This is a genomic window from Diaphorobacter oryzae DSM 22780 (assembly GCF_059568935.1).
On record NZ_JCANUL010000001.1, the window covers coordinates 532,365 to 552,044 of the forward strand.

The 19,680-nt window shown below is 67.5% G+C and carries 20 protein-coding genes; 10 read left to right on the forward strand and 10 right to left on the reverse strand.

Features of this window, described 5'->3' with window-relative positions; translation table 11 throughout:
* Positions 1-186: 186 nt before the first annotated feature.
* From pssA to BP68_RS02435, 4 genes are all read right to left on the reverse strand, one after another.
* Positions 187-1,020 (reverse strand): CDP-diacylglycerol--serine O-phosphatidyltransferase, encoded by an 834-nt coding sequence (pssA, locus tag BP68_RS02420; RefSeq protein ID WP_496368721.1) that lies wholly within the window; start codon positions 1,018-1,020, stop codon positions 187-189.
* Positions 1,021-1,197: 177 nt separating this feature from the next.
* Positions 1,198-2,214 carry a ketol-acid reductoisomerase gene (ilvC, locus tag BP68_RS02425; protein ID WP_496368723.1) on the reverse strand — a complete coding sequence of 339 codons (1,017 nt, stop codon included), beginning with the start codon at positions 2,212-2,214 and terminating at the stop codon, positions 1,198-1,200.
* Between the two features lie 56 nt (positions 2,215-2,270).
* Positions 2,271-2,762, reverse strand: a complete 492-nt coding sequence (ilvN, locus tag BP68_RS02430) for an acetolactate synthase small subunit (RefSeq protein WP_015013659.1) — start codon at positions 2,760-2,762, stop codon at positions 2,271-2,273.
* Between the two features lie 141 nt (positions 2,763-2,903).
* A complete protein-coding gene (locus BP68_RS02435; protein ID WP_496368727.1) occupies positions 2,904-4,697 on the reverse strand; it encodes an acetolactate synthase 3 catalytic subunit in 1,794 nt (597 codons plus the stop codon).
* 285 nt (positions 4,698-4,982) lie between these two features.
* Between BP68_RS02435 and BP68_RS02440 the strand changes: the two genes are divergently transcribed.
* The 6 genes from BP68_RS02440 to BP68_RS02465 all read left to right on the forward strand — a co-directional run bounded on the left by BP68_RS02440 (position 4,983) and on the right by BP68_RS02465 (position 8,540).
* Positions 4,983-5,552, forward strand: a complete 570-nt coding sequence (locus BP68_RS02440; protein WP_496368729.1) for an RNA polymerase sigma factor — start codon at positions 4,983-4,985, stop codon at positions 5,550-5,552.
* On the forward strand, positions 5,549-6,010 hold the full coding sequence (locus BP68_RS02445) for a DUF3619 family protein (protein WP_496368731.1): 462 nt from the start codon (positions 5,549-5,551) through the stop codon (positions 6,008-6,010). Before BP68_RS02440 ends, BP68_RS02445 begins: the two co-directional genes overlap by 4 nt.
* A gap of 26 nt (positions 6,011-6,036) precedes the next feature.
* Positions 6,037-6,870: a DUF3106 domain-containing protein gene (locus BP68_RS02450; RefSeq protein ID WP_496368733.1), complete on the forward strand. Its 834-nt coding sequence runs from the start codon at positions 6,037-6,039 to the stop codon at positions 6,868-6,870.
* A gap of 27 nt (positions 6,871-6,897) precedes the next feature.
* Positions 6,898-7,476 carry an RDD family protein gene (locus BP68_RS02455; protein ID WP_496368735.1) on the forward strand — a complete coding sequence of 193 codons (579 nt, stop codon included), beginning with the start codon at positions 6,898-6,900 and terminating at the stop codon, positions 7,474-7,476.
* Between the two features lie 82 nt (positions 7,477-7,558).
* Positions 7,559-7,954, forward strand: coding sequence for a diacylglycerol kinase (locus BP68_RS02460; RefSeq protein ID WP_496368737.1), 396 nt, complete (start codon positions 7,559-7,561; stop codon positions 7,952-7,954).
* Positions 7,947-8,540: an LOG family protein gene (locus BP68_RS02465; RefSeq protein WP_496368739.1), complete on the forward strand. Its 594-nt coding sequence runs from the start codon at positions 7,947-7,949 to the stop codon at positions 8,538-8,540. Before BP68_RS02460 ends, BP68_RS02465 begins: the two co-directional genes overlap by 8 nt.
* Before the next feature lie 25 nt (positions 8,541-8,565).
* On the opposite strand, the gene BP68_RS02470 is transcribed toward BP68_RS02465, so the two are convergent.
* Positions 8,566-8,904: a P-II family nitrogen regulator gene (locus tag BP68_RS02470; RefSeq protein WP_496368741.1), complete on the reverse strand. Its 339-nt coding sequence runs from the start codon at positions 8,902-8,904 to the stop codon at positions 8,566-8,568.
* Positions 8,905-8,975: 71 nt separating this feature from the next.
* Positions 8,976-10,640, reverse strand: coding sequence for an NAD+ synthase (locus BP68_RS02475; protein ID WP_496368743.1), 1,665 nt, complete (start codon positions 10,638-10,640; stop codon positions 8,976-8,978).
* 113 nt (positions 10,641-10,753) lie between these two features.
* Between BP68_RS02475 and BP68_RS02480 the strand changes: the two genes are divergently transcribed.
* The gene (locus BP68_RS02480) at positions 10,754-11,974 is read left to right on the forward strand and encodes a GNAT family N-acetyltransferase (protein ID WP_496368745.1); all 1,221 of its coding nucleotides are present in this window, start codon (positions 10,754-10,756) and stop codon (positions 11,972-11,974) included.
* A gap of 64 nt (positions 11,975-12,038) precedes the next feature.
* On the opposite strand, the gene BP68_RS02485 is transcribed toward BP68_RS02480, so the two are convergent.
* On the reverse strand, positions 12,039-12,548 hold the full coding sequence (locus BP68_RS02485; RefSeq protein ID WP_496368747.1) for a chemotaxis protein CheW: 510 nt from the start codon (positions 12,546-12,548) through the stop codon (positions 12,039-12,041).
* 219 nt (positions 12,549-12,767) lie between these two features.
* Positions 12,768-13,298 (reverse strand): inorganic diphosphatase, encoded by a 531-nt coding sequence (ppa, locus tag BP68_RS02490; RefSeq protein ID WP_496368749.1) that lies wholly within the window; start codon positions 13,296-13,298, stop codon positions 12,768-12,770.
* Positions 13,299-13,575: 277 nt separating this feature from the next.
* Here ppa and BP68_RS02495 point away from each other — a divergent pair, with 277 nt between their 5' ends.
* The 3 genes from BP68_RS02495 to BP68_RS02505 all read left to right on the forward strand — a co-directional run bounded on the left by BP68_RS02495 (position 13,576) and on the right by BP68_RS02505 (position 17,842).
* Positions 13,576-15,660 carry a sodium-translocating pyrophosphatase gene (locus BP68_RS02495; RefSeq protein ID WP_496368751.1) on the forward strand — a complete coding sequence of 695 codons (2,085 nt, stop codon included), beginning with the start codon at positions 13,576-13,578 and terminating at the stop codon, positions 15,658-15,660.
* A gap of 106 nt (positions 15,661-15,766) precedes the next feature.
* The gene (locus BP68_RS02500; RefSeq protein ID WP_496368753.1) at positions 15,767-17,200 is read left to right on the forward strand and encodes an aldehyde dehydrogenase family protein; all 1,434 of its coding nucleotides are present in this window, start codon (positions 15,767-15,769) and stop codon (positions 17,198-17,200) included.
* Between the two features lie 78 nt (positions 17,201-17,278).
* The gene (locus BP68_RS02505; protein ID WP_496368755.1) at positions 17,279-17,842 is read left to right on the forward strand and encodes a DUF2889 domain-containing protein; all 564 of its coding nucleotides are present in this window, start codon (positions 17,279-17,281) and stop codon (positions 17,840-17,842) included.
* 82 nt (positions 17,843-17,924) lie between these two features.
* On the opposite strand, the gene BP68_RS02510 is transcribed toward BP68_RS02505, so the two are convergent.
* Both BP68_RS02510 and BP68_RS02515 read right to left on the reverse strand, forming a co-directional pair.
* Positions 17,925-18,758 carry a type IV pili methyl-accepting chemotaxis transducer N-terminal domain-containing protein gene (locus BP68_RS02510; RefSeq protein ID WP_496368757.1) on the reverse strand — a complete coding sequence of 278 codons (834 nt, stop codon included), beginning with the start codon at positions 18,756-18,758 and terminating at the stop codon, positions 17,925-17,927.
* A gap of 77 nt (positions 18,759-18,835) precedes the next feature.
* Positions 18,836-19,678, reverse strand: a complete 843-nt coding sequence (locus BP68_RS02515; RefSeq protein ID WP_496368759.1) for a type IV pili methyl-accepting chemotaxis transducer N-terminal domain-containing protein — start codon at positions 19,676-19,678, stop codon at positions 18,836-18,838.
* Positions 19,679-19,680 lie beyond the last annotated feature (2 nt).

Genomic DNA, 19,680 nt, shown 5'->3' on the forward strand with positions numbered 1-19,680 from the left:
CTGTGCCCCAGCGACTCCAAGAAACAAAAACGGCCCGTCGCTGGTGCTCACGGGCCGTGGAAGTAGGTGTGTGTACGCGCGCGCTACTATGCCTGCCCGTTGGACAAGATCGGTAGTAGGGCTAGCGACAGGAATTGCATGCGGGGAACTCTAGCACAAAACACGGCCCGTCGCCGCCAGCCCGCCTCACTCATGCAGGCCCCGCTCTTCGGGTTCGTCCTTGGAGGTACTGATCACGCTGGCGCGATGGCCCTTCGCGCGCCGCCACCAATACACGCCATAGCCGCTCACGCCGTAGAACACGAAGATGCTGAACAGCACGGTGGGCGCATGGATGTTGATGATGGCGATGCCCAGCACGATGAGCACGATGGCGGTAAAGGGCACGCTGCGCTTGAGGTGCAGATCCTTGAAGCTGTAGAACGGCGCATTGGTGACCATGGTGAGCCCGGCATACAGGGTCAGCGCAAACATCACCCAGGTCAGCTGCTCCCAGGTCAGCAGCCCGTCCTGGCCGCGCTCCAGGCCGGCGTCGGCCAGCAGCCAGATGAAGCCCGTCACCAGCGCCGCCGCCGCCGGCGACGGCAGCCCCTGGAACCAGCGCTTGTCCACCGTGCCCGTGTTGACGTTGAAACGCGCCAGGCGCAGCGCGGCGCAGGAGCAATAGACGAAGGCCGCGATCCAGCCCCAGCGGCCCAGGCCGCTGAGCGCCCACTCGTAGGCGATCAGCGCCGGCGCCACCCCGAACGAGACCATGTCGGACAGCGAATCCATCTGCTCGCCGAACGCGCTCTGGGTATTGGTCATGCGTGCCACGCGCCCGTCCAGGCTGTCGAGCACCATGGCACAGAACACACCCGCGGCCGCGAAATCGAAGCGGCCATCCATGGCCATGACGATGGCGTAGAACCCGCCGAAGAGCGCCGCCAGCGTGAACAGGTTGGGCAGGACGTAGATGCCCTTGCGGCGCTTGCGCACCATCACGCCTGCGCCCTCGGCAGCGTCATTGCCATCATGCATTCAATTGACCTCCAGCGCCCTACCATCAAGCGCGAATAGCTATTAAATTTATAGTAACCGTCTTTCCGCGCACCGGCGGAAAAGATGCAGTGTATCCGCTGCACCCACGCAAAAAAGGCCACCGAAGTGGCCTTGTGTCAGCGCGGCAGGCACGCGGCGTGGGCCGCGTGCTGCGCATCAGTTGCGGGTCTGGTCGACCAGCTTGTTTTTGGCGATCCAGGGCATCATGGCGCGCAGCTGGGCACCCACCACTTCGATGCTGTGGTCGGCGGTGTTGCGGCGGCGGGCCGTCATGCTCGGGTAGTTCAGGCGGCCTTCCTGGATGAACATCTTGGCGTAGTCGCCGTTCTGGATGCGCTTCAGGGCGTTGCGCATGGCCACGCGCGACTGCTCGTTGATCACCTCAGGGCCGGTCACGTACTCGCCGAACTCGGCGTTGTTCGAGATCGAGTAGTTCATGTTGGCGATGCCGCCTTCGTAGATCAGGTCCACGATGAGCTTGAGCTCGTGCAAGCATTCGAAGTAGGCCATCTCGGGGGCGTAGCCGGCCTCGACCAGGGTTTCGTAGCCCATCTTGATCAGCTCGACGGCACCGCCGCACAGCACGGCCTGCTCGCCGAACAGGTCGGTCTCGGTCTCTTCCTTGAAGTTGGTCTCGATGATGCCGGCCTTGCCGCCACCATTGGCCATGGCGTAGGACAGGGCCAAGTCACGGGCCTTGCCGGACTTGTCCTGGTGCACGGCCACCAGGTGGGGCACGCCGCCGCCCTGGGTGTAGGTGTTGCGCACGGTGTGGCCGGGGGCCTTGGGGGCCACCATCCACACGTCCAGGTCAGCGCGGGGCACGACCTGGTTGTAGTGCACGTTGAAGCCGTGGGCGAAGGCCAGCGAGGCGCCCTGCTTGATGTGGGGCTCGACGTTGTTCTTGTAGACCTCAGCGATCTGCTCGTCGGGCAGCAGGATCATGACCACGTCGGCGGCCTTCACGGCGTCGTTCACTTCCAGAACGTTCAGGCCGGCCTTGCCGACCTTGTCCCACGATGCGCCGCCCTTGCGCAGGCCGACCACGACCTTCACGCCGCTGTCGTTCAGGTTCTGGGCATGGGCGTGGCCTTGCGAGCCATAGCCGATGATGGCCACGGTCTTGCCCTTGATCAGGCTCAGGTCACAGTCTTTGTCGTAGAAAACTTTCATGATCGCTCCGGTTGAAATTCTGTTCAGGTGGAAATGAGGGGAAAACGGGGATTGTCTTACACGCGCAGGATGCGCTCGCCACGGCCGATGCCACTGGCACCCGTGCGCACGGTTTCCAGGATGGCGGTACGGTCGATGGCCTGCAGGAAGGCGTCGTTCTTGGACTGGTCGCCGGTCAGCTCTATCGTGTAGCTCTTTTCGGTGACGTCGATGATGCGGCCGCGGAAGATGTCGGCCATGCGCTTCATCTCCTCGCGCTCCTTGCCGACGGCGCGCACCTTCACCATCATGAGCTCGCGCTCGGTGTAGGCACCCTCGGTGAGGTCGACCACCTTCACCACCTCGATGAGGCGGTTCAGGTGCTTGGTGATCTGCTCAATCACGTCGTCGGAGCCCGTGGTCTGGATGGTCATGCGCGACAGCGATGCATCCTCGGTGGGCGCCACGGTGAGCGACTCGATGTTGTAGCCACGGGCCGAGAACAGGCCGACCACGCGCGACAGCGCGCCGGGTTCGTTCTCGAGCAGAACGGCAATGATGTGTTTCATGGGTGCAGATTCCTCTTTTCGCTGCCCTCCCCCGCGCACGGTAATGCGCAGGCTCGGCAGGCAATAGATTCGTCAAAAGTGAATGCTATCCATTTGATAGCTTCTTGCGCTTGATGAACAAGCGCTGGAGGCCGATTGTGCTTAAAGGTCTTCCGACCCCAGCAGCATCTCGGTAATGCCCTTGCCGGCCTGCACCATCGGGAACACGTTCTCGGTGGGGTCGGTACGGAAGTCCAGGAACACGGTGCGGTCCTTGAGCTTGCGCGCCTCGCGCAGCGCGGGCTCCACATCGCGAGGGTGCTCGATCAGCATGCCCACGTGGCCGTAGGCCTCGGCCAGCTTCACGAAGTTGGGCAGCGCGTCCATGTAGCTGTGGCTGTAGCGGCCGGAGTATTCGATCTCCTGCCACTGGCGCACCATGCCCAGGTAGCGGTTGTTCAGCGAGCAGATCTTGATCGGCGTGTTGTACTGCAGGCAGGTGGACAGCTCCTGGATGTTCATCTGCACCGAGCCTTCGCCGGTGATGGTGAACACCTCGGCATCGGGCTTGGCCAGCTTGATGCCCATGGCGTAGGGAATGCCCACGCCCATGGTGCCCAGGCCGCCCGAGTTGATCCAGCGGCGCGGCTCGTCGAAGCGGTAGTACTGCGCGGCCCACATCTGGTGCTGGCCCACGTCGGACGTGACGTAGGTGTCCGTACCCTTGGTCATGTTCCAGAGCGTCTCGACCACATACTGAGGCTTGATGACCTCCTGGTTGCCGCGGTCGTACTTGAGGCAGTCGCGGCTGCGCCAGCCCTCGATCTGGTCCCACCAGGCCGCGAGCGCGCCGGCTTCGGGGCGCGTGGTCGTCTCGCGGACCATGGAGATCAGCTCGGTCAGCACATCCTTCACGTCGCCCACGATGGGAATGTCCACCTTCACACGCTTGGAGATCGAGGAAGGGTCGATGTCGATGTGGATGATCTTGCGGTCGTTCTGCGCAAAGTGCTTGGGGTTGCCGATCACGCGGTCGTCGAAGCGCGCACCCACGGCCAGCAGCACGTCGCAGTTCTGCATGGCGTTGTTGGCCTCGATCGTGCCGTGCATGCCCAGCATGCCCAGGAACTTGCGGTCGCTGGCCGGATAGGCGCCCAGGCCCATCAGCGTGTTGGTAACCGGGTAGCCCAGCATATCCACCAGGGTCCGCAGTTCATTGCAGGCATTGCCCAGCAGCACGCCGCCGCCGGTGTAGATGTAGGGGCGCTTGGCCGTCAGCAGCAGCTGCAACGCCTTGCGAATCTGGCCCCCGTGCCCCTTCTTCGCGGGGTTGTAGGAGCGCATTTCCACGCTCTGCGGGTAGCCCTGGTAGGCAGTCTTCTTGAACGAGACGTCCTTGGGAATGTCCACCACCACGGGGCCGGGCCGGCCGGTGCGCGCGATGTGGAAGGCCTTTTTCAGCGTCACTGCCAGATCGCGCACATCCTTGACCAGGAAGTTGTGCTTGACGATGGGGCGCGTGATGCCCACGGTGTCGCACTCCTGGAAGGCATCCAGCCCGATGGCGGGCGTGGGCACCTGGCCGGAGATGATGACCATGGGGATCGAATCCATGTAGGCCGTGGCAATACCCGTGACGGCATTCGTCAGCCCGGGGCCGGACGTGACCAGCGCTACGCCCACCTCGCCCGTGGCACGGGCGTAACCATCGGCGGCGTGCACGGCAGCCTGCTCGTGACGCACCAGCACGTGCTGGATGGTGTCCTGCTTGTACAGCGCATCGTAGATGTAGAGCACGGCACCGCCAGGGTAGCCCCACATGTACTGGACGTTCTCGGCCTGCAGGGCCTTGACGAGGATTTCGGCGCCCATGAGTTCCTGGGAGCCCGATGCGGAGGGATTGTTGCCGTGCGATGCAGCGGCCGCCGAAGTCAATTCGGCCTTAGAGATTTCCATGATCAACCTTTGCGAATTTCTCTAACGAAAAACCTTGGGTGCCCCTCGTGCGTGCTCTTGTGAAGCCGCCTTGGGACTTGAGGCCTCGGCCATGGGCGCTATGAGTGCTACGCCGGACCGGGACCCGTTTGCCTTTTTGAATTGCAGGGCCGATTATTGCACTGCACACACCGCCTGGCGCGGCCATACGCAAAAAAAACCGCGCCAATGCCATAATGGCCGGCTTCAGCCTGCGCCGCGTGCCCCTTTGACGCTTCAGCCCGCCCCTCAGGGGCCTTTCGTTCCTTGGCTACAGAACAAGAGCTTTCCGACTTCCTCAAAAGCGTGGACAAGCGTGCCTTCAAGCGCGCGCTCTACCACGTCCGCAACGAGGAAGCCGCCTTGGACATCGTCCAGGACAGCATGCTCAAGCTCGCGGAGCACTACGGAGACAAGCCGCCGGGCGAACTGCCCATGCTGTTTCAGCGCATTCTCACGAACTGCACCCTGGACTGGTTTCGTCGGCAAAAGACCCGCAACGCGCTGTTTTCCAGCCTCAGCGACTTCGAGGGCCCCGGCGAGGATGGCGCCGATTTCGATCTTCTCGAGGTCCACGCCGCCGCGCCCGAGGGCGAACTGGCGCAAAGCGCGGAAGATGCCGTTCGGCGCACGCAAGTCCTGCGCAGCATCGAAGCGGAAATCCAGGAATTGCCCGCGCGTCAACGCGAGGCATTTTTGATGCGTTACTGGGAAGAAATGGACGTCGCGGAAACGGCTGCCGCCATGGGTTGCTCAGAAGGCAGCGTCAAGACACATTGTTTCCGTGCCGTCCAAACCCTCAGCAAGGCACTGAAGGCCAAAGGAATCGTGCTATGAACCGCACCTCAGAACCCACCATGGAAGCATCCCAGGCGGCCGACGCGTACGCGCGCCGCATCGCCACGCGCCTCACGCACGGCAGTGCGGATCTGCCTTACGACATCACCGAACGCCTGCGCGCCGCCCGCATGCAGGCCCTGGGCAAGCGCAAGATGCCCGCGGCCCAGACCGTCAGGCACGCCCCGGTGGCCACGCAGGTCACCTCGCAAGGCTCCACCGCCACCCTGGGCGGCTGGGGCAGCGAGGGCGGCAACTGGTGGCGCGCACTGGTGTCCGCCGTTCCGCTGACAGCCCTGTTCGCGGGTCTGGTTTTCATCAACATGGTGCAAGATGAGACAGTAGCCACGGAAATTGCCGAGGTGGACGCCGCTCTGCTGACGGACGACCTGCCCCCCTCGGCCTACGCCGATCCGGGCTTCCTTCAGTTCCTCAAGTCTGACACCCAGACCCAGTAACACCCTACCCACTTGCCGCCGTCTGCATGCACGTCTCGCCTCCGCACGCCCCCCCCCACAAGTCGCCAGCAATCCTGCTGGCTTTTGTGTTGCTGGGTCTGCTGGCGGTGGCTGGCTGGAAGATGGCGGCCTATGTGCGCGTCGCGCCCAGCACTCCCGTCCCCGTGGAGGCGCTGGGCGGGGGCAAGCACAAGGTCCATGGCGAAGCCCGGGCAACCCCCCAGCCGGAGGCAGGCCCGCCGTGGAGCGCGCTGAACACTGCCCAGAAGGAAGCGCTCTACCCGCTGGCCGAGCGCTGGAGCGTGCTGAGCGAGGTGCAAAAGCGCAACTGGCTGACCCTGGCGGCGGGCTTTCATGCGCTATCCCCGGAAGAGCAAGCCAAGATGCTCGACCGCATCACGGACTGGGCCAGCCTGAGTGCCCAGCAGCGCAGCCAGGCACGGCTGAACTACGCGGCAGCCAGCAAGCTCACCCCCAACAGCAAGCGCGCCCAGTGGGAGGCATACCAGGCCCTGAGCGCAGAGGAAAAGAAACGACTGGCGGCCAAGGCCGCCCCCAGGCCCACGGGCGCCGCCACCTCCGTACGCCCGGTTTCGCCCAAGAAGCTGGCACGCGTGCCAGCGGCCACCAGCGCGCCGCCCGCCGTGCTCAACCCGCCGAAAATCCAGGCACCTGCGGAGTTCCACTCCCCCCAGGCCCTGCCCGTACCGCCCCCGCCCCCACCGGTCGTGGTAGAAACCATGGCGATTCCAGCCCCATCGGCCGTGCCTGCGCCGCTGCCGCCGCTGCCACCCGCCTCCGAGCCAGAGGTGAAGGAAGAGCCGCTGCACGACCTCACGCCGTTGCACCCGCCCCAGTAAACGCCCGTCGACCTGTTCCCGCATCGCATGCCCGCCTCCAGCCAGCCAGGCACCGCCCTGCCACCTTCCGCCGGAGCCCCATCCGCGCAGACCCCGATGACCAGCAGCGGCATGGCGCCGCCGCTGCGCCGGCGCATGGCCTGCTGGCTGTATGAGGGCATGCTGATGTTCGGCGTGGTGTTCATCGCCGGCTACCTGTTCGGCACGCTGACGCAGACGCGCCATGCGCTGGACAACCGCCATGCGCTGCAGGCTTTTTTGTTCGTCATCTTCGGCATCTACTTCGTCTGGTTCTGGTCCCGGGGGCATACCCTGGCCATGAAAACCTGGCATATCCGCATGGTGGACCGCCAGGGCCGCGCCATCAGCCAGCCACGCGCCCTGCTGCGCTACGTGCTGAGCTGGCTGTGGTTCCTGCCGCCACTTGCGGCCATCGCACCGTTCCATCTGTCGGGCGGAGAATCCACCGTACTCGTCCTGGGCTGGGTAGCCGTCTGGGCCCTGCTGAGCCGCTTCCACCCGCAGCGCCAGTTCTGGCACGACGCGCTGGCGGGCACCCGCCTGGTGCACCACGAGGTGCCGCCACGTCCACGCAAGAAGAAATAGCGGGCAGGTTTTCCCTTTCCCGCGCGGGCACAACCCCGTTCCCACCCAGAACACCTGCTGCCGGCGCGACCATCTCCAACACATGCCCAACGACTCGACCGTCCACCCCCACAAGCGCCGCACCGGCCTGAACCGGCTATGGCATGCGACGGGCTATTCCCTGGTGGGCCTGCGCGCGGGCTGGGGGGAAAAGGCCTTCCGTCAAGAAGTCCTACTGGCCGCCGTGCTGCTGCCGCTATCGCTTTGGCTGGGGCAGGACTGGGTGCAGGTGGCCTTGCTGGCAGGCTCCGTGGTGCTGGTGCTGATCACCGAGCTGCTCAACTCCGGCATCGAGGCGGCGATTGACCGCATCGGCCTCGAACTGCACGACCTGTCCAAACGCGCCAAGGACATGGGCAGCGCCGCCGTGCTGCTCAGCCTGCTGCTGTGCGCCGGCATCTGGGCTGCAGCGCTCTATCAAAGGTTTTTTCATGGCTGACGTCGCTTTTTCGATCTGCGTGTACCTGGGCTCCCGCCCGGGCAACAACCCCTTGTTCACCGAGGCCGCCGTGGCCGTGGGCCGCTGGATTGGCGAGCATGGCGGGCAGTTGGTCTATGGCGGTGGCCGCAGTGGCCTCATGGGCACGGTGGCCGAGGCCACCCGCCAGGCCGGCGGCCGCGTGGTGGGCGTGATCCCGCAGGCCCTGGTGGACAAGGAGCTGGCCAACCACCAGTGTGACGAGCTGCACATCGTCACGAGCATGCACGAGCGCAAGGCCATGATGGCAGAGCGCAGCGACGCCTTCGTGGCCCTGCCCGGCGGCATCGGCACGCTGGAGGAGCTGTTCGAGGTCTGGACCTGGCGCCAGCTGGGCTACCACGACAAGCCTATCGGCCTGCTCGACACCGATGGCTACTACACCGACATGCTGGGCTTCTTGCAGCACGCCGTGCGCAGCGGCCTCATGGGCGAGTGGCAGATGGGACTGATCCGCACGGGGAGCGAGCCCGATGCCCTGCTCGCCTCGCTGGTGCAGGACGCGGGCGCCAACGCCGAGGCCATTCCGCTGCGCAGCGTGATCTGAACAGACGGCGGCGCCCGCCGCGTCGTCACACGGCCGCGTCGTCCAGATCGCCCGTGCGGATGCGCACCACGCGCTCCACGGCGGTCACGAAGATCTTGCCGTCGCCGATCTTGCCGGTGCGCGCGGCATTCACGATGGCGTCCACGCAGCGGTCCACGTCCTCGGTGCGCACCACCACCTCGATCTTCACCTTGGGCAGAAAGTCCACCACGTATTCGGCACCGCGGTACAGCTCGGTATGACCCTTCTGGCGGCCGAAGCCCTTCACCTCGGTCACGGTCAGGCCCGTCACGCCGCATTCGGCCAGCGCCTCCCGCACCTCTTCCAGTTTGAAGGGCTTGATGACGGCGGTGATCATTTGCATGGCGGGAACTCCTGAATGGTGGGTAAAGGCGGTGGGCATGGCCCCGGGCAGCGCAGCAACGTGGCGGCGGCTCAGGCCCTGAACTGGTTGGTGATGGGGTAGCGCCAATCCTTGCCGAAGCTGCGGCGCGTGACGCGCACCCCCACGGGCGCCTGGCGGCGCTTGTACTCGTTTATCTTGATGAGGCGGGTCACGCGTTCCACGTCGGCCCGGTCAAAGCCCGCGCGCACGATGTCGTCGATGGGTTCGTCATTTTCCATGTAGCGCTCGACGATTGCATCGAGCACCTCATAAGGCGGCAGGCTGTCCTGGTCTTTCTGGTCGGGGCGCAGCTCGGCGCTGGGCGGCCGCGTGATGATGCGCTCGGGAATGGGGTTGGCGCCCGTGCCGTAGGGGTCATGGGCATTGCGCCAGCGCGCCAGCGCGAACACGCGGGTCTTGACCACGTCCTTGATGACGGCAAAGCCGCCGGCCATGTCGCCATAGAGCGTGCAGTAGCCCGTCGCCATCTCGCTCTTGTTGCCCGTGGTGAGCACCACGCTGCCGAACTTGTTGGACAGCGCCATGAGCAGCGTGCCGCGGATGCGCGCCTGCAGGTTCTCCTCGGTCGTGTCTTCGGGTAGGCCGGCGAAATGCAGCGCCAGCGCGGCCTGGAAGGCCTCGAACTGCGGTGCGATGGCGATCTCGTCGTAGCGCACCTGCAGGCGCTCGGCCATGTCGCGCGCGTCGATCCAGCTGATGTCGGCCGTGTAGGGCGAGGGCATCATCACGGTGCGCACCTTGTCCGCGCCCAAGGCGTCCACGGCGATGGCCAGCACCAGGGCCGAATCGATGCCGCCCGACAGCCCCAGCAGCACGCCGGGAAAGCGGTTCTTGCCCACGTAGTCGCGCACGCCCAGCACCAGGGCCGACCACAGCTCGGCCTCCCAGCTTTCTTGCGGCGCCACCTCTGCTTCAATATTGATAGCTGCTTGCGCTTTATCCACCTGCGCAAACAGCAATTTTTCTTCAAATCCCGGCGCGCGTGCCACCACGCTGCCGTCGGCCGCCAGGGCGAACGATCGGCCCTCGAACACCACCTCGTCCTGCCCGCCCACCAGATGGGCGTAGACCAGGGGCAGGCCCGTCTCGCGCACGCGCTCGCGCATGACCTGCTCGCGCTCGGCGCCCTTGCCCAGGTGGTAGGGCGAGGCGTTGAGCGTGAGCAGCATCTGCGCCCCCGCCTCCCGCGCGCGGCGGGCGGGGCCGGGGAACCAGGCGTCCTCGCAGATCAGCAGCCCCATGCGCACACCCTCGACCTCGAACACACAGCTGCTCTGGCCCGGCACGAAATAGCGGCGCTCGTCGAAGACACCGTAGTTCGGCAGCTCCTGCTTGGCATAGGTCTGCTCGACGCGGCCCGCGCGCAGCACGCTGGCGGCGTTGTGGCACAGGCTGTGGTCGGCCTCGCCCACGGCGTGGCGCATGCGCTGCGGATGGCCCACCACCACGGCCAGGCCCGGCAGTTCGGCCGTCGCGGCGGCGATCTCGGACAGCGCCTGCTCGCAGGCGGTCAGGAAGGCCGGGCGCAGATACAGGTCTTCGGCCGCATAGCCGCACAGGGCCAGCTCGGGCGTGAGCAGCAGGCGGGCGCCGGCGGCATGGGCCTGGCGCGCGGCGTGGATGATTTTCTGGGCATTGCCCTGCACGTCACCCACCACGAAATTGAGCTGGGCGATGCTGATGACGAATGGCATACGGGGAGATGAAAAGACTCGATCCATTATGTCACCCGGTGCCCCCATGCCCCGCGGGGCAACGGCTTTGGCGCCATGATGGGCGCCCCGCATTCCACGCCCGTCCGCCGCCCTTGTCCGCCCCCGCCCCCCGCTACGAACTTCGCCTGCATGATTCGGCCACCCAGGTCGATGCCGCCGCCTGGAATGCCCTGCTGGACATGCAGGCGCAGGCCACGCCGTTCATGCGCCACGCCTACCTGGCCGCGCTGGAGGCCAGCGGCAGCGCCACGCCGCGCACGGGCTGGACGCCCTGCTTCGTGACCCTGTGGCAAGGCAGCACCCTGTGCGCGGCCTGCGCCCTCTACGTCAAGGCGCATTCCTACGGCGAATATGTCTTCGACTGGGCCTGGGCCGATGCCTACGCGCGCCACGGCCTGGCGTACTACCCCAAGGCCGTGGCGGCCGTGCCCTTCACGCCCGTGCCCGGCACGCGGCTGCTGGCGCGCGATAGTGCTGCACGGGCCGCGCTGCTGCAGGCTCTGCTGGCCTGGGCGGGCGAGGCCGGCTTGTCGTCGCTGCATCTGCTGTTCGCTGGCGAGGAAGATGTGGCCGCCGCAAGCGCGGCCGGGCTCATGCTGCGCCACACCGTGCAGTTCCACTGGCACAACCGGCACCCCGCAATCCACGGCGCCGACGGCGGCAGCTTCCGCGACTTCGACGACTTCCTGGCCTCGCTGTCGCAGGACAAGCGCAAGAAGATCCGGCAGGAACGCCGCCGCGTGGCGGAGGCCGGCGTGCGGTTCCGCGTGCTGCGTGGCGGCGAGATCACGGCCGCCGACTGGGACTTCTTCTACCGCTGCTACGAACGCACCTACCTGGAACACGGCAACCCGCCCTACCTCACGCGCGCGTTCTTCACGCAGATGCAGCGGCACATGCCCGAGGCCTGGGTGCTGTTCGTGGCGGAACGCGCGGGCCGCCCAATCGCTAGCAGTTTGATAGCTATCAGCGCTTATCTATCAAGCGCCACAGGCCAAAAAGACCAAAACATTGTTGCTTACGGCCGCTACTGGGGTGCGCTGGAGCGCGTGGACTGCCTGCATTTCGAGGCCTGCTACTACCAGCCCATCGCCTGGTGCATCGCGCAGGGCGTGCAACGCTTCGAGGGCGGCGCCCAGGGCGAACACAAGATGGCCCGCGCCCTGCTGCCCGTGCAGGCCAGCAGCGCGCACTGGCTGGCCCACCCGGCCTTCGCCGACGCCGTGGACCGCTTTCTGGCGCGCGAGGGCGAAGGTATGGCGCACTACCTGGAGGACCTGCGCGCGCGCAACCCCTTCCGGCAGGCGGGTTGAAGCCCTGGCACCAAGAAAAAGCGCGCCCGGTGGGCGCGCCTTGCTGAAGCCGGGGAGCGGGCCCTCAGGCGGCGACGGCCGCCTGCTGCACCAGGCCCATTTCGGAACTGCTGAGCAGCGACTCGATGTCCACCACGATCAGCATGCGCTCGCCCACCGAGGCGATGCCGCGCACGAACGAGGCATCCACCTGGCTCTGGAACTGCGGCGCGGGCCTGATCGCGTCGGCCGGCAGGGCCACCACGTCGGCCACCGCATCCACCACCGCGCCCAGCACCGTGCCGCCCACGTTGAGGATGATGACCACGGTGAAGTCGGTGTACTCGGCCGTCGCGCAGTGCAGCTTCAGGCGCAAATCGACGATGGGCACGATGACGCCACGCAGGTCGATCACGCCCTTGATGAAGTCCGGCGCATGGGCCATGCGCGTGGGCTGCTCGTAGGAGCGGATCTCCTGCACGCGCAGGATGTCGATGCCGTACTCCTCCTGGCCCAGGCGGAAGGTCAGGTATTCCGCGGCGCCGCTGCCATTGGCATTGCCGGAGGAAGAACGCTGGGCGGTGGAAGACAACATGGCAACTCCTAGGGAAATGGTCTCGGGCGAACGCGCGGGCCGGCCCGTGCCGGCGCTCGGCGCTGCAAACCCCGGCAGCATAGCAGTCGGATGTTACCTATGCTGACAATTGTGCAAAACCGGGGTGGCGGCACGCGCTGGCGGCGACACAAAAAAGCCTGCGGGCCAGGAGCCTGCAGGCTTTTTGACAGACCGGCGGCCACGGCGGCCGCCTGGGGCTCAGCCCTTGGCGTAGTTTGCGATGCCGTCCATGATTTCCCTGTGGGCGGCCTCGACGCCTTCCCAGCCCAGCACCTTGACCCACTTGCCTTCTTCCAGGTCCTTGTAGTGCTCGAAGAAGTGGCTGATGGCCTTCAGGCGCATGGGGTTCACGTCCTCCACGGTCTTCCAGTTCTCGTACATCTTGAGAATCTTGGTGGTGGGCACGGCCAGCACCTTGCCGTCCACGCCGGCCTCGTCCTCCATCTTGAGGATGCCGAGCGCGCGGCAGGGAACGACCACGCCGGGCAGCAGCGGGTACGGCGTGATCACCAGCACGTCCACGGGGTCGCCGTCGCCCGACAGGGTCTGGGGCACGTAGCCGTAGTTGCAGGGGTAGTACATGGCCGTGGTCAGGAAGCGGTCCACGAAGACGGCGCCCGACTCCTTGTCCACCTCGTACTTGATCGGATCGGACTCTGCCGGAATCTCGACCACCACGTTGAAGGTTTCGGGAAGGTTCTTGCCAGGCTTGACGTTGTTCAGCGACATGGTTGTAGTAAGCGAGTGGTTGGAATGACACGGGTCCCGCACGGGCCGCACCATCGAAAGTGCCCCATGTATTCGGTCGGGATTAACCCTGATTTTAGGCCCATGCTCCTTGCAGCCGGCTTGCAAACAGATGTTTCGCAGTAAATTGGCTGCGTTGGCCAATCGTCTCCCGCGCGCTGCGGTGCCGGTCATGGCGAGGAAGCAACGCTGCGGAAGCACCACCGCCCGCGTTGCGTGTTTCCTTTCCGTGCAACTGACAACCGATGGAGATACACGCATGGCTGGCACCACCTCAGCGCTGACTGCCCCTCTCATCCTGGCTCTGGTTTGCGGACTGATTGCTGTGGCCTACGGCCTGTGGGCCCGCAGCTGGATTCTTTCCAAGGACGCGGGCAACGCCCGCATGCAGGAGATCGCCGCCGCCATCCAGACCGGCGCATCCGCCTATCTGGCGCGGCAATACAAGACCATCGCCCTGGCGGGCCTGGTGCTGGCCGTGCTCATCGGCGTGTTCCTCGACGCCACCACCGCCGTGGGCTTCGTCGTCGGCGCCGTGCTCTCGGGCGCCTGCGGCTTCATCGGCATGAACGTCTCGGTGCGGGCCAACGTGCGCACGGCGCAGGCGGCCACGCGGGGCATGGGGCCGGCGCTTGACGTGGCGTTTCGCGGCGGCGCCATCACCGGCATGCTGGTGGTGGGCCTGGGCCTGCTGGGGGTGACGGCCTTCGCGTGGGTGCTGGTGGGCAACGGCCGGCTAACCCCCACGGCCAATCTGCCGGCGCTGCTCAACCCGCTCATCGGCTTTGCGTTCGGCTCGTCGCTGATTTCCATCTTCGCGCGGCTGGGCGGCGGCATCTTCACCAAGGGCGCCGACGTGGGCGCCGACCTGGTGGGCAAGGTGGAGGCCGGCATCCCCGAGGACGACCCGCGCAACCCCGCCGTGATCGCCGACAACGTGGGTGACAACGTGGGCGACTGCGCCGGCATGGCGGCCGACCTGTTCGAGACCTACGCCGTCACGCTCATCGCCACCATGGTGCTGGGCGCGCTGCTGGTCGGCACGGCGCCCGTGGCGGCCGTGGCCTACCCGCTAGCGCTGGGGGCGGTCTCCATCATCGCCTCCATCATCGGCTGCTTCTTCGTGCAGGCCGGCCCGGGCATGAAGAACGTCATGCCCGCGCTGTACCGCGGCCTGGCCATTGCGGGCGTGCTCTCGCTCGTCGCCTTCTGGTTCGTCACCGCCTGGGTGATTCCCGACAACGCCCTGGGCGGCACGGGGGCGCAGGCGCGCCTGTTCGGCGCCTGCGCCACGGGGCTGGTGCTCACGGCCGCGCTGGTGTGGATCACCGAGTTCTACACCGGCACCCAGTACTCGCCCGTGCGCCACATCGCCCAGGCCTCCACCACCGGCCACGGCACCAACATCATCGCCGGGCTGGGCGTATCCATGCGCTCCACGGCCTGGCCGGTGCTCTTCGTGTGCGCGGCCATCATCGTGTCGTACATGCTGGCCGGCCTGTACGGCGTGGCCGTGGCCGCCATGTCCATGCTCAGCATGGCGGGCATCGTGGTGGCGCTGGACGCCTACGGCCCCATCACCGACAACGCCGGCGGCATTGCCGAGATGGCCGAGCTGCCCAGCAGCGTGCGCGACATCACCGACCCGCTGGACGCCGTGGGCAACACCACCAAGGCCGTGACCAAGGGCTACGCCATCGGCTCGGCGGGCCTGGCGGCGCTGGTGCTGTTCGCCGACTACACGCACAAGCTGGAGAGCTACGGCATGGCGGTGCGCTTCGACCTGTCGGACCCCATGGTCATCGTCGGCCTGTTCATCGGCGGGCTGGTTCCCTACCTGTTCGGCGCCATGGCCATGGAGGCCGTGGGTCGCGCGGCCGGCAGCGTGGTGGTGGAGGTGCGCCGCCAGTTCCGCGACATTCCCGGCATCATGGACGGCACGGCCAAGCCCGAATACGGCCGCGCCGTGGACATGCTGACCAGCGCCGCCATCAAGGAGATGGTGATCCCCAGCCTGCTGCCCGTGGCCGTGCCCATCGTCGTGGGCCTGGCGCTCGGCCCGCAGGCGCTCGGCGGCCTGCTCATGGGCACCATCGTCACGGGCCTGTTCGTGGCCATCAGCATGTGCACCGGCGGCGGCGCCTGGGACAACGCCAAGAAGTACATCGAGGACGGCCACCACGGCGGCAAGGGCAGCGACGCGCACAAGGCCGCCGTGACCGGCGACACCGTGGGCGACCCCTACAAGGACACGGCCGGCCCGGCGGTGAACCCGCTCATCAAGATCATCAACATCGTGGCGCTGCTCATCGTGCCGCTGGTGGTGAAGTTCCACGCGGGCTGAACAGAAAGCTATCAAAAAGAGAGCTGCCAGCGCTTTACCACTGGGCGCCAGAGGCCAGTTTGGCTTCAGCCCAGCGCGCCGCGCGCGCCTGCCGCACAATCAGGGCATGCAGCTCCACTACATTGCCAATGCGGGCGTGGCCTCGACCTCCGGGCGCACCATCGCCGTCATCGACCCCTCCGACGGCCAGCCCTACGACGAGATCCAGCGCGGCACGCCCGAGGACATCGACGCCGCCGTGCGCGCCGCGCAGCAGTGCTACGAAAGCGTGTGGCGCAAGCTGGCACCGGCCGAGCGCGGCCGCCTGCTGATGCGCCTGTCCCACAAGATCACCGAGCATGCCGAAGAGCTGGCCGCCATCGAGCAGCGCGACTGCGGCAAGCCCACCAGCCAGGCCCGCGCCGACGCCCATGCGCTGGCGCGCTACTTCGAGTTCTACGCCGGCGCCTGCGACAAGCTGCACGGCGAGACCATCCCCTACCCCGACGGCTTCAGCGTGCTCACCTGGCGCGAGCCCCATGGCGTGACCGGCCACATCGTGCCGTGGAACTACCCCATGCAGATCTTCGGCCGCTGCGTGGGCGGCGCGCTGGCCGCCGGCAACGTGTGCGTGGTCAAGCCGGCCGAGGACGCCTGCCTGTCCCTGCTGCGCGTGGCCCAGCTCGCGGCCGAGGTGGGCTTCCCGGCCGGCGCCCTGAACATCGTGACCGGCTACGGGCATGAGGTGGGCGACGCGCTGGCGCGCCACCCGGGCATCCAGCACATCAGCTTCACCGGCAGCCCCACGGTGGGCACGCTGATCCAGCAGGCCGCCGCCGAGCGCCACTGCCCCGTGACCCTGGAGCTGGGCGGCAAGAGCCCGCAGATCGTCTTTGCCGACGCCGACCTGGACGCTGCCGTGCCCATGATCGTCAACGGCATCGTGCAGAACGCCGGCCAGACCTGCTCGGCCGGCTCGCGCGTGCTGATCGACTCGCTGATCTACGAGCCCCTGCTTGAACGCCTGGGCAAGGCCTTCGAGGCGCTGCGCGTGGGCCCCGCGGCCATGGACCTGAACCTGGGCCCGCTGATCCGCCAGAGCCAGCAGCAGCGCGTGTGGGACTTTCTGTCCGACGCGCAGGTCGCCGGCATTCCCCTGGTGGCCCAGGGCACGGTGGTGGACGAGGCGCCCGACACCGGCTTCTACCAGGCCCCCACCCTGCTGCGTGACGTGCCGGCGCAGCACCGCCTGGCGCAGGAAGAGATCTTCGGCCCCGTGCTGGCCGCCATGGCCTTCCATGACGAAGACCACGCGGTGGAACTGGCCAACGGCACGCCCTTCGGGCTGGTGGCCGGCGTGTGGACGCGCGACGGCGCGCGCCAGTTCCGCATGGCGCGGCGCATCGCCAGCGGCCAGGTGTTCATCAACAACTACGGTGCGGCCGGCGGGGTGGAGCTGCCCTTCGGCGGCGTGAAGTCCAGCGGCCACGGGCGCGAGAAGGGCTTCGAGGCGCTCTACGGCTTCACCACGCTCAAGACCGTGGCCATCCGCCACGGTTGATCTTCGTGGCGGGCCGTGGCACCGCGGTGCCGGCCCGCCCCGGTTTGTCCCGCCTTTTTTGTTTCCCGCGTTTTTCCCATGCCCCTGTCGCCTCCCGTTCCCCGCACCGCCCAGCATGTCCGCCGCGTCACCTACCAGGGTTTCGAACGCGAGGATGGCCTATGGGACATCGAGGGCGAGCTGCACGACAGCAAGACCCACGACCTGCCCTCGCTGCGCGACCCCGCCCGGGTGCGCCGCGCGGGCGAGCCCGTGCACCACCTGTGGCTGCGCGTGACGGTGGACCGCCATCTGGTCGTGCGCGCCATCGAGTCCGCCATGGACTCCCATCCCCTGGCCGGCTGCTCCGAGGCCCAGCGCGCCCTGCAGGCCATGGTGGGCTGCAGCATGGTGCGCGGCTGGCGCCAGGCCATCCAGACGCACCTGGGCGGCGTGGCCAGCTGCACCCACCTGCGCGAGCTGCTGTTCAACCTGGCCACGGCCACGTTCCAGACCATCCATGCCGCGTTCAAGAGCGAGGGCGACGAGCCGCCGCGCCACCTGGGTCAGTGCACGGGCTGGGACTTCAACGGCGATGGCGTGAAGGTGCATTACCCGCAGTTCCACGGCCGCGCGCCGCTGCCGGCCAAGACGGCGGCCTGAACGCGCGAAACACTCCCAAAACAATAGCGCCCAACGCTTGATGCACAAGCACCAGGTGCTGTTTTTGCATCCAACCTGCCCGTCAGGCCGCGGCCGCGGTGGCCGCCGCCTCGTACTTCACGACCATGCCGTCCATGATCTCCAGCATGCGCTCGCTGGCCATGGCCACGTTGCGCACGCCGCGCGGGTCGGGCGTGCGCACCAGGGCAGCCTCGTAGAACACCCACTGCGCCTCGCCCGCCTGCAGGTCGGCGCGGATAGCGCCGGTAGTTGCCGGCGCCTGGGCCAGCGCGGACAGCGTGCGGCGGAACTCCTCGACGTCCAGCCGGCGCTGCTCCTGCACCGTTGCATCGTCCAGGCCCGCCGCCACCAGGCAGTAGTTCTTGGCCAGCCGCTGCGACAGCATGCGCTGGCGCCCGGCCAGGTTTACCAGCCTGTCGCCCGCGGAGCTGGACTGCCGCTCCAGCGCCTCGGTCAGCAGATCCGCGGCCACCAGCACCTGGTTGGAATGCCGGGATACGTCCGCCAGCCCCTCGCGGCTGAGGGGGCGCGCCAGTGCGGCGTCGAAGGCGTCGAAGCTGCGGTGCAGCGGGGTGAGCAGCGCGGCCACCTCGGCGCCCCAGCCGCCGCGGTCCAGCTCCTCGAAACCCGCGGCCGCCAGCTTGCGTGACGTGCCCAGTGCCGCCTGCGCCCCCTTGGCCTCCACGTCGAGCAGCAGCAGCGCATAGGCCTTGGCCATGCGCTGCGACAGCGCGCGAAAACGCGCGGCGCGGTTGATGGCGGCGGCCAGCGGCGCCCGGGGCGCGGCCCAGGCGGGTCCGCCCAGGGCCAGCCCGCCGCCCACTGCGGCGCCAAGGGCCAGGAAGGCGCGCCGCCGTGCGGCGGTGGTCACAAGGGAATGGCTGGGCAGGGGCATGCGATGGTCTCCAATGGTTGTGCGAAATTCATGCGTGGCCGCGGTGCGCTGCACCCGGGTGCGTCAGGTGCGCGGGGTCAGCCCAGCACGTCCTGCAGGGCGACCTCGTACAGCGAGGTGAGGCTGTCCATGACCTCCAGCAGGCGTTCGCTGGTGGTGGCCACCGCCTCCAGGCCGCGCGCGTCGGGCTGGCGCTTGAGGGCCGCGTCGAAGAACAGCCACTGGGCCTGGCCCAGTTCCAGCGCCGAGCGGATGGCGGGGGTGGAGATGGGCGCCTTGGTCAGCTGCGCCAGGGCGCGCTGGAACTCGTCGGCGTCACCCGCCACCTGCTCGCGCACGGCGCGGCCGTCCAGGCCCGCGGCCGTGAGCGCGTAGTTCTTGGCCAGGCGCTGCGAGAGCATGCGCTGGCGCCCGGCGGTGTTCACCAGCCGCGCCGTGGGCGCCTGGGCCAGGCGCTCCAGGGCCTCGGTGGCGGTGTTGGCGGCCGCCATCATCTGGTCGGCCTGGGCCGACACGGCATGGAAGCCCTCCTTGGAGGGCGCCTGGGCGGTGAGCGCATCCAGGCGGTCCGCGTTGCGGCGCACGTCGCCCAGCAGGCGCGCCACCTCGGGCGGCCAGCTCTGGCGGTCCATGTCCTCGAACCCCGAGCGCACCTGGCGGCGCGTGTGCTCCAGCACCTCGCGGGCGCGCTCGGGCGCCACGTTCAGGTGCAGCTGGCCATAGGCCTTGGCCGCGCGCTGCGACAGCGCCCGAAAGCGCGCGGTGCGGTTGATGGCCGTGGCCAGGGCCATGCGCGCCTGGGCCGACAGCGGCAGCGCCGGCACCAGCAGCACGGTGGCCAGCGCGCGCACGGCGGTGCGGCGGCCCCGGCGGCAGGAGGCGGAGGAAGAAGGGGTGGGGTGGGGGCAAGGGTTGTGCATGC

Bases quoted from the DNA above. Each gene is read 5' to 3' on its own strand.
- ppa (WP_496368749.1), bottom strand. From the start codon at position 13,298: ATGTCGCTGAACAACGTCAAGCCTGGCAAGAACCTTCCCGAAACCTTC.
- ilvN (WP_015013659.1), bottom strand. From the start codon at position 2,762: ATGAAACACATCATTGCCGTTCTGCTCGAGAACGAACCCGGCGCGCTG.
- BP68_RS02445 (WP_496368731.1), top strand. From the start codon at position 5,549: ATGAACCGCACCTCAGAACCCACCATGGAAGCATCCCAGGCGGCCGAC.
- BP68_RS02465 (WP_496368739.1), top strand. From the start codon at position 7,947: ATGGCTGACGTCGCTTTTTCGATCTGCGTGTACCTGGGCTCCCGCCCG.
- pssA (WP_496368721.1), bottom strand. From the start codon at position 1,020: ATGCATGATGGCAATGACGCTGCCGAGGGCGCAGGCGTGATGGTGCGC.
- BP68_RS02495 (WP_496368751.1), top strand. From the start codon at position 13,576: ATGGCTGGCACCACCTCAGCGCTGACTGCCCCTCTCATCCTGGCTCTG.
- BP68_RS02450 (WP_496368733.1), top strand. From the start codon at position 6,037: ATGCACGTCTCGCCTCCGCACGCCCCCCCCCACAAGTCGCCAGCAATC.
- BP68_RS02460 (WP_496368737.1), top strand. From the start codon at position 7,559: ATGCCCAACGACTCGACCGTCCACCCCCACAAGCGCCGCACCGGCCTG.
- BP68_RS02475 (WP_496368743.1), bottom strand. From the start codon at position 10,640: ATGCCATTCGTCATCAGCATCGCCCAGCTCAATTTCGTGGTGGGTGAC.
- BP68_RS02470 (WP_496368741.1), bottom strand. From the start codon at position 8,904: ATGCAAATGATCACCGCCGTCATCAAGCCCTTCAAACTGGAAGAGGTG.
- ilvC (WP_496368723.1), bottom strand. From the start codon at position 2,214: ATGAAAGTTTTCTACGACAAAGACTGTGACCTGAGCCTGATCAAGGGC.
- BP68_RS02455 (WP_496368735.1), top strand. From the start codon at position 6,898: ATGCCCGCCTCCAGCCAGCCAGGCACCGCCCTGCCACCTTCCGCCGGA.
- BP68_RS02505 (WP_496368755.1), top strand. From the start codon at position 17,279: ATGCCCCTGTCGCCTCCCGTTCCCCGCACCGCCCAGCATGTCCGCCGC.
- BP68_RS02500 (WP_496368753.1), top strand. From the start codon at position 15,767: ATGCAGCTCCACTACATTGCCAATGCGGGCGTGGCCTCGACCTCCGGG.
- BP68_RS02435 (WP_496368727.1), bottom strand. From the start codon at position 4,697: ATGGAAATCTCTAAGGCCGAATTGACTTCGGCGGCCGCTGCATCGCAC.
- BP68_RS02510 (WP_496368757.1), bottom strand. From the start codon at position 18,758: ATGCCCCTGCCCAGCCATTCCCTTGTGACCACCGCCGCACGGCGGCGC.
- BP68_RS02485 (WP_496368747.1), bottom strand. From the start codon at position 12,548: ATGTTGTCTTCCACCGCCCAGCGTTCTTCCTCCGGCAATGCCAATGGC.
- BP68_RS02515 (WP_496368759.1), bottom strand. From the start codon at position 19,678: ATGCACAACCCTTGCCCCCACCCCACCCCTTCTTCCTCCGCCTCCTGC.